The sequence below is a fragment of the Lactiplantibacillus plajomi genome (assembly GCF_005405405.1).
GTDB lineage: Bacteria > Bacillota > Bacilli > Lactobacillales > Lactobacillaceae > Lactiplantibacillus > Lactiplantibacillus plajomi.
In genome coordinates, this window is record NZ_BJDZ01000043.1 from 1 (window position 1) to 12,677 (window position 12,677).

The window sequence follows — 12,677 nt, forward strand, 5'->3', positions numbered from 1 at the left end:
TGGTCGACTAGATTGTAGCACAGGACGGTATGTCCTTTTGTTGTGCATAAAAAATGGTGTTGATGGTTTTTATCCATCAACACCAAATATCATAGAGCCGAAATTGTAAACAACGCAGAGTGGTGTCCCACTGAAGGGTGGGGCGCCACTCTATTGTTGTTTAATGCGTCCCTTTGTTTCCCATGGGATTTGGTGTAGATTATAATAGGTAAACTAGTACAGAAAGAAGATGATGAAATGGTGACGCGCGCAGAACAGTTAGCGAAAACCCACCAGGCAATTTTAGACACGTCACGCGACTTGTTCTTAACGAACGGTTACGCTGCGACCAGTACCCGGGATATCGCCAACGCGATCGGCATTACGCAGCCGGCTTTATATCATCATTTCAAAGATAAAGAAGTGATTTTTATTGCGGTGATCAAAACGGTCGGTGCCGAGATCAAGGCCGGTATCGAAGCGATACTTGCGGACGACCAGACACCGCTTGATAAGTTAACCGACGTTTCGATCCTACTGACCCATAAACACCCCGCCGATATTTTTACCTTGATTCACACGAGTTTTAAGGCCTTGTCGCCAGAAAATATTCGCGAGTTGGCGGGCGTCTTTCGAAGTGACTATGTCGAACCGATTCAGGCGGTCTTTGAACTACCAGCGATGGCGCTTCAGCCCCACGTTAGTCCGCAGATGGCGGCTAACTTTTACCTGACCAGCTTGAGCCCGCTGTTCAACCAGTTCCACCGAATCGGTGATCCGAACGCCGACGAACGGACGCGGGTGCAAACCTTGCTGAAGATGATTTTGTACGGGGTCGCGCAGGCGCCAACTAAATCAGCCGAATCAGAATCCTAGGTCTTGACAACCGTGGGACTAAGCGGTATATTATGACTTGTCTGTAACCGTGAACTCGAACGAGTGCGCAATCTATTGTCTGCGCGGTTCGTTAATATAAATCCAAAAATAGTTAACTTAAATGACTATTTTTGGTTTTTTTATGCTCAAAATTCGGGTCAAAGTGCATTTGTAACACAAATGTAATATTTGACCGGGTGGCGACGGGTTCCGGAATAATAAGAAGGGGTGAACAACTTGGCCGGACATTTAGTAAAATACGGTAAACACCGTACCCGTAGAAGTTATGCGCGTATCAAGGAAGTTCTTGATTTGCCTAACTTGATCGAAATCCAGACCGATTCTTACCAATGGTTCTTGGACGAAGGTCTCCGGGAAATGTTTGAAGATATTATGCCAATCGACGATTTCGCAGGGAAACTTTCACTTGAATTTGTCGACTATCAACTATTAGAACCAAAGTACACCGTCGAAGAAGCTCGTGAACATGATGCCAACTACTCGGCACCATTGCATGTGACCTTACGTTTGACTAACCACGAAACTGGCGAAATCAAATCGCAAGACGTATTCTTCGGTGACTTCCCATTAATGACTGAACAAGGGACGTTCATCATTAACGGTGCCGAACGGGTCATCGTTTCACAATTAGTCCGTTCACCCGGCGTTTACTTTAATGAAGAATTAGATAAGAATGGGCGTCCAAGTTACGGGACAACGGTTATTCCTAACCGTGGGGCCTGGTTAGAACTTGAAACCGACGCTAAAAACATTGCGTACGTCCGTATTGACCGGACCCGGAAAATTCCGTTAACGGAATTAGTGCGGGCCTTAGGTTTCGGTTCCGACGACGACATCATCGACATGTTGGGTGAAACCGACAGTTTGATGAACACGTTGGAAAAAGACGTTCACAAAAACACCGACGATTCGCGGGTCGAAGAATCTTTAAAGGATATCTACGAACGCCTACGTCCCGGTGAACCAAAGACGGCCGATAGCTCACGGAGCTTGTTAACGGCGCGTTTCTTTGATCCAAAGCGTTACGACTTCGCACCAGTTGGTCGTTACAAGGTCAACAAGAAGTTGAACATGAAGACCCGCTTGATGGGCTTGACTTTAGCTGAAACGTTAGCTGATCCGGATACCGGTGAAGTTATCGCGCAAAAGGACACCGTCATTGATAAGAGTGTCATGGCGAAGTTAGCACCATACTTGAAGCAGGATGACTTCAAGACGGTTACTTACACGCCTTCTGATGAAGCGGTTGTGACTAACCCGATGGTCTTACAAGTCATCAAGGTTTACTCAGAAAACGATCCTGAAAAGGTTGTTAACGTTATTGGTAATGGCAACATTGATTTGAAGTTCAAGCATATTTTGCCAGCTGACATCATTGCTTCCATCAACTACTTCTTCAACTTGCAAGAAGGTCTCGGTTCAACCGATGACATCGACCACTTGGGTAACCGGCGGATTCGTTCCGTGGGTGAACTCTTGCAGAACCAATTCCGTATCGGGCTATCCCGGATGGAACGGGTGGTTCGCGAACGGATGTCAATTCAAGACGCTGCGACGGTTACGCCGCAACAATTGATCAACATTCGCCCGGTCGTGGCTTCAATTAAGGAATTCTTCGGATCATCACAGTTGTCCCAATTCATGGACCAAACCAACCCGTTAGGCGAATTAACGCATAAGCGGCGTTTATCAGCCTTAGGACCTGGTGGTTTGACGCGTGACCGGGCCGGCTACGAAGTCCGGGACGTGCACTATACCCACTACGGTCGGATGTGCCCGATTGAAACGCCTGAAGGCCCGAACATCGGGTTGATCAACAGTTTATCTTCCTACGCGAAGGTCAACCGTTACGGGTTCATCGAAACGCCATACCGGCGCGTGGACTGGACGACCCATAAGGTTACCGACAAGATCGATTACCTGGCCGCCGACGAAGAAGATGAATTCATGATCGCCCAAGCGAACTCGCCGTTAAACGATGATGGCTCGTTCGTTGAAAAGACCGTTTTGGCGCGTGAAAAGGAAGAAAACTTGGAAACGCCGATCGAAAATGTCGATTACATGGACGTTTCGCCTAAGCAGGTAGTTGCCGTCGCAACTGCATGTATTCCTTTCTTGGAAAACGATGACTCCAACCGGGCCTTGATGGGTGCCAACATGCAACGGCAAGCTGTTCCGCTGGTTAATCCCCACGCACCGTTAATCGGTACCGGGATCGAATATAAGGCGGCGCACGACTCGGGGATCGCCCTGATTTGTCGTCATGAAGGGACCGTCGAATACGTTGACGCCCGCGAAGTTCGCGTTCGTCGCGATGACGGTTCGTTAGACACTTACAAATTAATGAAGTTCCGCCGGTCAAACGGTGGTAAGAACTACAACCAACGGCCAATCGTTAAAGTCGGCGACCACGTTGACAATGACGAAGTCTTAGCCGATGGGCCAGCCATGGAAGGCGGGGAATTAGCCTTAGGGCAAAACCCATTAGTTGCCTTCATGACTTGGAACGGGTACAACTTCGAAGATGCCATCATCATTAACGAACGGTTAGTGCGTGAAGACGTCTACACGTCGATTCATATTGAAGAATACGAATCAGAAGCACGTGATACGAAGCTTGGACCTGAAGAAATGACCCGCGAAATCCCGAACGTTGGGGAAGACGCTTTGAAGAACCTGGACGAAGACGGGATCATCCGGATCGGTGCCGAAGTTAAAGACGGTGACATCTTAGTTGGTAAGGTAACGCCTAAAGGGGTTACGGAATTATCAGCCGAAGAACGCTTATTGCACGCCATCTTTGGTGAAAAGGCCCGTGAAGTTCGTGATACCTCACTCCGGGTTCCACACGGTGGCGGCGGGATCATCCAGGACGTTAAGATCTTTACCCGCGAAAACGGGGACGAACTTTCGCCTGGTGTTAACATGATGGTTCGGGTCTACATCGCGCAAAAGCGGAAGATCCAAGTTGGTGACAAGATGGCCGGCCGGCATGGTAACAAAGGGACCGTTTCAATCGTGGTTCCCGAAGAAGACATGCCGTACATGCCAGACGGGACGCCAATCGACATTATGCTGAGCCCGATGGGTGTGCCTTCACGTATGAACATTGGACAAGTTTTGGAATTGCACTTGGGGATGGCCGCACGTAAGCTCGGTATCCACATGGCAACGCCCGTCTTTGATGGGGCGCGTGACTCCGATATTTGGAAAGCCGTTCGTGAAGCCGGCGTGGACGAAGACGGTAAGTCGATCGTTTACGATGGCCGGACTGGTGAACCATTCGACAAGCGAATTGCCGTTGGGGTCATGCACTATATGAAACTGAGCCACATGGTTGACGATAAGATCCATGCCCGTTCAATTGGACCGTACTCCTTAGTTACGCAACAACCACTTGGTGGGAAAGCGCAATTTGGTGGCCAACGGTTTGGTGAAATGGAAGTTTGGGCACTTGAAGCGTACGGGGCAGCCTACACCCTTCAAGAAATCTTGACTTACAAGTCTGATGACGTGGTTGGTCGGGTTAAGACCTACGAAGCCATCGTTAAGGGCGAACCAATTCCTAAGCCGGGTGTGCCGGAATCATTCCGCGTGCTGGTTAAAGAATTACAAGCGCTGGGTCTGGACATGAAGGTCTTGGACAGCGAAGATAAAGAAATCGAACTGCGCGACATGGACGATGACGACGATGAAGTCGTTAACGTGGATGCTTTGAGCAAGTTCCAACAAGAACAACAACAAAAGGCCGCTGACAAGCCGGGTAAAACCGACGGCGCAACGACTGAAGCAACAACAAACGCGCACCAGGATAATCAATAAAAAGGGAGGTCGGTCCTTTGATCGATGTCAACAAGTTTGAGAGCATGCAGATCGGTCTGGCATCGCCAGACAAGATCCGCAGCTGGTCATATGGCGAAGTCAAAAAGCCTGAAACCATTAACTACCGGACATTGAAACCTGAAAAAGACGGTTTGTTTGACGAACGGATTTTCGGTCCTACTAAGGATTGGGAATGTGCTTGTGGTAAATACAAACGAATCCGTTATAAAGGGATTGTCTGTGACCGGTGTGGGGTCGAAGTTACCCGTAGTAAGGTTCGTCGTGAACGGATGGGTCACATCGAACTTGCCGCACCCGTAACGCACATCTGGTACTTCAAGGGTATTCCTAGCCGGATGGGTCTCGTGTTGGACATGAGCCCCCGTGCACTTGAAGAAATCATCTACTTTGCTTCATACGTTGTTATCGAACCTGGTAACACACCGTTGGAGAAGAAGCAGTTGCTTTCAGAACGCGAATACCGTGAGAAGAAGGCCCAATACGGTAACGAATTCGAAGCTGAAATTGGTGCTGAAGCCATCAAACGTCTCTTAGACGACGTGGACTTGGAAAAAGAAGCCCGTGACTTGAAGGAAGCTTTGAAAGACGCTTCTGGTCAAAAGCGGACCCGGGCCGTCCGGCGCTTAGACATTGTCGAAGCCTTCGTGACGTCCGGTAACGAACCATCTTGGATGGTAATGGACGCAATCCCGGTCATTCCACCGGATCTTCGGCCAATGGTTCAATTGGAAGGTGGTCGTTTCGCCACTTCCGACTTGAACGACTTATACCGGCGGGTTATCAACCGGAACAACCGGTTGAAGCGCTTATTGGACTTAAACGCACCGGGCATCATCGTTCAAAACGAAAAGCGGATGTTACAAGAAGCCGTTGACGCCTTGATCGATAATGGTCGTCGTGGCCGTCCGGTTGCTGGTCCTGGTAACCGTCCGTTGAAGTCCCTCTCACACATGTTGAAAGGAAAGCAGGGACGGTTCCGTCAAAACTTACTTGGTAAGCGGGTTGACTATTCTGGTCGTTCGGTTATCGACGTTGGTCCTTTCTTAAAAATGAACCAAATGGGCTTACCGCGTCAGATGGCGTTGGAACTCTTCAAGCCGTTCATTATGAAAGAACTGGTTAAGCGTGAATTAGCTTCTAACATTAAGAACGCTAAGCGTAAGATCGAACGTGCCGATGACGACGTTTGGGGTGTCTTGGAAGACGTTATTAAGGAACACCCAGTGTTACTTAACCGCGCCCCTACGCTTCACCGTTTAGGGATTCAAGCGTTTGAACCCGTGTTGGTTAGTGGTAAGGCGATGCGGTTACACCCGTTAGCCTGTGAAGCCTACAACGCCGACTTTGACGGTGACCAAATGGCCATTCACTTGCCACTATCAGATGAAGCGCAAGCCGAAGCCCGGTTACTGATGCTCGCAGCTCACCATATCTTGGCACCTAAGGATGGGAAGCCAGTGGTTACACCATCTCAAGATATGGTTATCGGGAACTACTACTTGACGACCGAAGAAGTTGGTCGTGAAGGCGAAGGCATGATTTTCAAAGACTTGAACGAAGCTCAAAAGGCTTACCAATCCGGTTACGTGCACATGCACAGTCGCGTTGGTCTTCAAGTTTCATCCATGCCAGAAAAGCCGTTCACTGACGAACAAAAGCAATCAATCTTAGTGACGACCGTTGGGAAGGCCATCTTCAACGACATCTTGCCGAAGAAGTTCCCTTACCTGAACGAACCAACTAACGATAATTTGATCAACGGGACGCCGGACAAGTATTTCTTGAAGCCTGGTGAAGATATCCATCAGTTCTTAGACGCGCAGGACTTGGTCATGCCGTTTAAGAAGGGCTTCTTAGCCGACATCATCGCTGAAGTTTACAAGCAATACCACGTGACGGCAACGTCACTACTGCTTGACCGTATGAAGGACTTGGGTTACAACATCTCAACGAAGTCCGGTTTGACGGTTGGGGTTGCCGATATTACCGATTTGAAGGAAAAACCGGCCATTATCGACGCTGCCCACAAGCAGGTTGATACGATTTCGAAACAGTTCCGCCGTGGGTTGATTACCGACGACGAACGTTACGAACGGGTTATTGGTGTCTGGAACGACGCTAAGGACCAAATTCAACAAAAACTGATCGATAGTTTCAGCCCGGATAACCCAATCTTCATGATGAGTGATTCCGGTGCCCGTGGTAACATTTCTAACTTTACGCAGTTAGCCGGGATGCGTGGTTTGATGGCTGCGCCTAACGGTAAGATCATGGAATTACCAATTCTTTCGAACTTCCGTGAAGGACTTTCTGTCTTGGAAATGTTTATTTCGACCCACGGTGCTCGTAAAGGGATGACCGATACGGCCTTGAAGACTGCCAACTCGGGTTACTTGACCCGTCGTTTGGTTGACGTTGCCCAAGACGTCATCGTTCGTGAAAAGGATTGTGGAACTGACCGCGGCTTGCGGATCAGTGCCATCATGGAAGGTAACGAAGTCATCGAACCGTTGTACGACCGGATTCTGGGTCGTTACACGATGAAGACCGTCTTCAATCCTGAAACCCACGAAGAAATCGTTGGCAACAACGTCTTGATCGATGAAGAACTTGCCCAGAAGATCGTCGATGCCGGTGTGACTGAAGTGACGATTCGCTCAGCCTTCACTTGCAACACGAAACACGGGGTTTGTGAACATTGCTACGGCCGTAACATGGCTACCGGTGACGAAGTTGAAGTCGGCGAAGCCGTTGGGACGGTTGCCGCACAATCAATCGGTGAACCTGGTACCCAGCTGACCATGCGGACTTTCCATACTGGTGGGGTTGCCGGAGACGATATCACCCAAGGGTTGCCTCGTGTGCAAGAAATTGTTGAAGCGCGGAATCCTAAAGGGCGTGCCGAAATCACCGAAGTTACCGGGACGGTTGAATCAATCGAAGAAAATCCGGCAGAACGGACGAAGGAAATTACGGTTAAGGGTGAAACGGATACCCGGACCTACACCTTACCATTGACGGCACGGATGGCCGTTAGTGAAGGGGACTTCATTCACCGTGGTGCCGCGTTGAACGTTGGGTCAATCGATCCTAAGCAACTGATTCAAGTGCGTGACGTCTTATCAACTGAAAACTACCTGCTCCGTGAAGTGCAACGCGTTTACCGGATGCAAGGGGTTGAAATTGGCGATAAGCACGTTGAAATCATGATTCGTCAGATGCTTCGTAAAGTTCGGATCATGGATCCGGGCGATACCGACGTCTTACCTGGGACGTTAATGGACATTGCCGACTTCAAGGACGAGAACTACAAGACCTTGATTGCCGGTGGGATTCCTGCAACGTCACGGCCAGTTATTCTTGGGATTACCAAGGCTGCCCTTGAAACGAATAGTTTCTTATCAGCGGCTTCATTCCAGGAAACGACACGGGTCTTAACCGATGCAGCTATCCGTGGTAAGAACGATCCACTGATCGGGCTTAAGGAAAATGTTATCATCGGTAAGATTATTCCTGCTGGGACTGGTATGCCGGTTTACCGTCATATCAAGCCAAAGGAAGTTGGTAACGTGGCTGACGGCGTTTACTCAATCAGCGACCTTGAAAAACAAATGCAAGAACAAGATACGAGTAAGTAAGTTGTAACTTGCGCGAAAGGACGACCTGTCAAGGTCGTCCTTTTTTGTGCGCTTTAAAGAAGTTGGGTACAGACAATGAAGCCCCAACTGAGGAAGGGCACGAATGGTAAGTGGCGGACCGGGTGGCAGCTAAAGATGATGAGTGCGGCAACGGCGGCCAACGTTAAACTGGTCAGGACGTTGGTTGCTGACGTGACGCAGGCCAGCATCCCGAGAACTTCGACGTCGCCCATACCGAATTGGTGTAAGTAGCGGGCGACGAGGTAGAGTCCCACCAGTAAGCAGATCAAGATTAAGCTATCCCAATCGAGGAGTGGGGGGTGGTGCCAGAGACCCACGAGCGCGGGCGGCCACAGCGTTAGTGGGTAGACGCTGAGTTCGTGAATGTCGGTCAAGCTGTTGAAGATTAAAACGAGGTCACTCAGCAGTAACGGCAGCTGGGACCACCGATCCGGTTGGCTTAGAAGGGCTAAAGTTAAACTTCCGGTAACTAGTTCCACAACGGTCGATAAACGCGGAATCACGTGCTGGCAGTCGTGGCAGCGGCCTCGCTGAAGCAGGAGACCGAGAATTGGAATCAGCTGCCAGGCACGTAACGGGTGCTGGCAATGGGGACAGTGGGAGCGGTTAGAAAATTGCACTTGGTCCCGGGCGGGTTGCCGTTCCGCCATGCAGGCTAACCAGGATCCCAGACTGGCACCGAGCATGAAGAGGGTCCAGTTGACGGGTAGCATTAGCGACCACCTCCTTTCATTCATCAATTTCGAAAAGGGGGGCGGAAACCGTGAAAGTCGTTGCACGATATTTTAATTCTCGGTATAATAGTTGAGCGGTCACGAAAACCGCGAGAATCCGCGAAATAGAGTTGACATTCACGCGCCTGTCGTGTTACCTTAGTAAAGGTGCTTTTTGCAGACAGATTCCTGTATCAGGAATACAGACATGCTGACTGGTCGGCTTATCGCACAATCGCCATCGTCTTGGTGCTGTTTTTTTACTTAAAAAAGAACCACCTGGATGTGTGGACTTAAAACTCAGACAATTTTGGAAGGAGGACACTTTAGAATATGCCTACAATTAACCAATTAATTCGTAAAGGTCGTAAAACTAAAGTATCAAAATCAAATTCCCCGGCTTTAAATTTCGGGTATAACAGCTACAAGAAGGTTGCTACTAAGAACCCTGCACCACAAAAGCGTGGGGTTGCAACCCGTGTTGGTACGATGACACCTAAGAAGCCTAACTCGGCTTTACGTAAGTACGCACGTGTACGTTTATCAAACTTGATTGAAGTTACTGCTTACATTCCTGGTATTGGCCATAACCTCCAAGAACATAGTGTTGTTTTAATTCGTGGTGGTCGTGTTAAGGATTTACCTGGGGTTCGTTACCACGTTGTTCGTGGTGCTTTAGATACGGCCGGTGTTGAAGACCGTCGTCAAAGCCGCTCCAAGTACGGTACTAAGAAGCCAAAGAAATAAGGAGGTAAGTTAAATGCCAAGAAAAGGTGCACCAGCAAAACGCGAAGTTTTGCCAGATCCAATGTATAATTCTAAGTTAGTAACGCGTTTAATTAACCACTTAATGTTAGATGGTAAGCGCGGTACCGCATCAACGATTTTATACGATGCGTTTGATCAAATTAAGGAACAAACTGGTAACGATCCTTTGGAAGTCTTCGAAGAAGCTATGAAGAACGTTATGCCAGTTCTTGAAGTTAAGGCCCGCCGTGTTGGTGGTTCTAACTACCAAGTTCCGATCGAAGTTCGCCCAGATCGTAAGACGACCTTAGGCCTTCGTTGGATTGTTCAATATGCTCGCTCACGTGGTGAACATACCATGTCCGACCGGTTAGCTCGTGAAATCATGGACGCTGCCAACAATACTGGTGCTTCCGTTAAGAAGCGTGAAGATACCCACCGGATGGCTGAAGCCAACCGTGCATTTGCACATTATCGTTGGTAATATTTCCGTGATTTGGTTAAAGCTCGCCTTTAACTAAACGCAACAGAAGGTGGCTATTATATGGTGAGCATATAGTAGTCACTTTTTTCAAAAATGTATTACAATTTGTTTATTCCATTTACCTTGAGAGGAGAAACACATTACTAATGGCTAATACAAGAGAATTTTCACTCGATAAGACTCGTAACATTGGTATTATGGCCCATATCGATGCTGGTAAGACTACCACTACCGAACGTATCTTGTACTATACTGGTAAAATCCACAAAATTGGTGAAACCCATGATGGTGCTTCACAAATGGACTGGATGGCCCAAGAACAAGAACGTGGGATTACCATTACCTCTGCTGCGACGACTGCGCAGTGGAAAAACCACCGGATCAACATCATTGACACCCCAGGACACGTGGACTTCACCGTTGAAGTTGAACGTTCCCTCCGTGTGTTAGATGGTGCCATCGCCGTATTGGATGCCCAATCTGGTGTTGAACCCCAAACTGAAACGGTTTGGCGTCAAGCATCAACTTACAACGTTCCCCGGATCGTTTTCGTTAACAAAATGGATAAGATCGGTGCGGACTTCAAGTACTCTGTAAGCACGATTCATGACCGTTTACAAGCGAACGCCCACGCCATCCAATTACCAATTGGTGCCGAAGATAATTTCGAAGGGGTCATTGACTTAATCGAAATGAAGGCTGACCTTTATGATGAAGATCAACTTGGTACTGAATGGGATACGGTTGACGTTCCTGATGAATACAAAGAAGAAGCTGAAGCAGCTCGTGACGACTTAATCGAAGCCTTAGCTGACATCGATGACGGTATCATGGAAAAGTACCTTGGTGGTGAAGAAATTTCTAAAGACGAAATTAAAGCTGCCATCCGTAAGGGTACTTTATCATTGGAATTCTTCCCAGTTCTTGCTGGTTCTGCCTTCAAGAACAAGGGTGTTCAAATGTTAATGGACGCCGTTGTGGACTACTTACCATCACCACTTGATGTTAAGCCATACAAGGCTACTGATCCTGAAACTGATGAAGAAGTTGACTTGATTGCCGGTGACGACAAGCCATTTGCTGCCTTAGCATTTAAGGTTGCTACCGACCCATTCGTTGGTCGTTTGACTTTCATCCGGGTATACCAAGGGACTTTGGAATCTGGTTCATACGTCTTGAACGCAACTAAGGACAAGCGTGAACGGGTTGGTCGTTTGCTTCAAATGCACTCGAACCAACGTAAAGAAATCCCAGAAGTCTTCTCTGGTGATATCGCCGCTGCCATTGGTTTGAAGAACACCACGACTGGTGACTCATTGACTTCCGTTGATCATCCATACCACTTGGAATCAATGGAATTCCCTGACCCAGTTATCCAGGTTGCCGTTGAACCTAAGACTAAGGCTGACCAAGACAAGATGAACGTTGCCTTACAAAAGCTTTCTGAAGAAGATCCAACTTTCAAGGCTGAAACTAACCCTGAAACTGGTGAAACTTTGATCGCCGGGATGGGTGAACTTCACTTGGATATCATTGTTGACCGGATGCGTCGTGAATTTAACGTTGAAGCCACTGTTGGTGCGCCACAAGTTTCATACCGTGAAACCTTCACGCAACCAACTAAGGTTCAAGGTAAGTTCGTTCACCAATCTGGTGGTAAAGGTCAATATGGTGATGTTTGGATCGAATTCACACCTAACGAAGAAGGTAAAGGCTTCGAATTCGAAGATGCCATCGTTGGTGGGGTTGTTCCTCGTGAATACATTCCTTCAGTTGAACAAGGTTTGAAGGAAGCCATGGCTAACGGTGTGTTAGCTGGCTACCCATTGGTTGACGTTAAGGCTAAGCTCTATGATGGGTCTTACCATGATGTCGATTCTAGTGAAGCAGCCTTCAAGATTGCCGCTTCATTAGCATTACGGAACGCCACTAAGAGTGCCGGTCCGGTCATCCTTGAACCAATCATGAAAGTGGATATCGTTGCCCCAGAAGATTACTTAGGTGATGTTATGGGTCACGTTACTGCTCGTCGTGGTAACATCGAAGGGATGGAAGAACGTGGGAACGCACAAGAAGTGCACGCCTTCGTTCCGTTGGCTGAAATGTTTGGTTACGCAACCACGCTTCGGTCAGCTACTCAGGGTCGTGGGACCTTTACCATGACCTTTGACCATTACGAAAAGGTACCAAAGTCAGTTCAAGAAGATATCATCAAGAAGAATGGTGGTACTCCTGCCAACTAGGCTTGAGATATTTGGCTCTTTGTCAACCGGTGTTGATGAGGACTAATTTGAGAATCCAATTCATTTACGAATTGGGTTCTTTTTTGTAATTTTGATTTTAAATGAGACTTGA

Annotated in this window: 7 protein-coding genes; 6 read left to right on the forward strand and 1 reads right to left on the reverse strand. The window is 48.2% G+C overall.

Annotated features, from left to right (window positions below; all coding sequences use genetic code 11):
- Positions 1 to 237 precede the first annotated feature (237 nt).
- From FFM82_RS12815 to rpoC, 3 genes are all read left to right on the forward strand, one after another.
- Complete coding sequence (locus FFM82_RS12815) at positions 238 to 855, forward strand: TetR/AcrR family transcriptional regulator (RefSeq protein WP_137646175.1); 618 nt, start codon at positions 238 to 240, stop codon at positions 853 to 855.
- Positions 856 to 1,083: 228 nt separating this feature from the next.
- Entirely contained in the window at positions 1,084 to 4,698 is a 3,615-nt protein-coding gene (gene rpoB, locus FFM82_RS12820; protein WP_170178306.1) for a DNA-directed RNA polymerase subunit beta, read from the forward strand.
- 17 nt (positions 4,699 to 4,715) lie between these two features.
- A complete protein-coding gene (gene rpoC, locus FFM82_RS12825; protein WP_137646177.1) occupies positions 4,716 to 8,357 on the forward strand; it encodes a DNA-directed RNA polymerase subunit beta' in 3,642 nt (1,213 codons plus the stop codon).
- Positions 8,358 to 8,410: 53 nt separating this feature from the next.
- On the opposite strand, the gene FFM82_RS12830 is transcribed toward rpoC, so the two are convergent.
- A complete protein-coding gene (locus FFM82_RS12830) occupies positions 8,411 to 9,091 on the reverse strand; it encodes a prepilin peptidase (RefSeq protein ID WP_137646178.1) in 681 nt (226 codons plus the stop codon).
- 333 nt (positions 9,092 to 9,424) lie between these two features.
- On the opposite strand from FFM82_RS12830, the gene rpsL reads away from it, so the two are divergent.
- The 3 genes from rpsL (at position 9,425) to fusA (ending at position 12,565) form a co-directional block, all read left to right on the forward strand.
- Positions 9,425 to 9,838: a 30S ribosomal protein S12 gene (gene rpsL / locus FFM82_RS12835; RefSeq protein WP_137641605.1), complete on the forward strand. Its 414-nt coding sequence runs from the start codon at positions 9,425 to 9,427 to the stop codon at positions 9,836 to 9,838.
- 13 nt (positions 9,839 to 9,851) lie between these two features.
- The gene (gene rpsG / locus FFM82_RS12840) at positions 9,852 to 10,322 is read left to right on the forward strand and encodes a 30S ribosomal protein S7 (protein ID WP_137646179.1); all 471 of its coding nucleotides are present in this window, start codon (positions 9,852 to 9,854) and stop codon (positions 10,320 to 10,322) included.
- A 146-nt stretch (positions 10,323 to 10,468) separates the two neighbouring features.
- Positions 10,469 to 12,565, forward strand: coding sequence for an elongation factor G (fusA, locus tag FFM82_RS12845; RefSeq protein WP_137646180.1), 2,097 nt, complete (start codon positions 10,469 to 10,471; stop codon positions 12,563 to 12,565).
- Positions 12,566 to 12,677: the final 112 nt, after the last annotated feature.

What these genes read in the sequence shown, in the direction of transcription:
- FFM82_RS12815 (WP_137646175.1), top strand. Translation starts at nt 238, where the DNA reads ATGGTGACGCGCGCAGAACAGTTAGCGAAAACCCACCAGGCAATTTTA.
- FFM82_RS12830 (WP_137646178.1), bottom strand. Translation starts at nt 9,091, where the DNA reads ATGCTACCCGTCAACTGGACCCTCTTCATGCTCGGTGCCAGTCTGGGA.
- rpsL (WP_137641605.1), top strand. Translation starts at nt 9,425, where the DNA reads ATGCCTACAATTAACCAATTAATTCGTAAAGGTCGTAAAACTAAAGTA.
- rpsG (WP_137646179.1), top strand. Translation starts at nt 9,852, where the DNA reads ATGCCAAGAAAAGGTGCACCAGCAAAACGCGAAGTTTTGCCAGATCCA.
- fusA (WP_137646180.1), top strand. Translation starts at nt 10,469, where the DNA reads ATGGCTAATACAAGAGAATTTTCACTCGATAAGACTCGTAACATTGGT.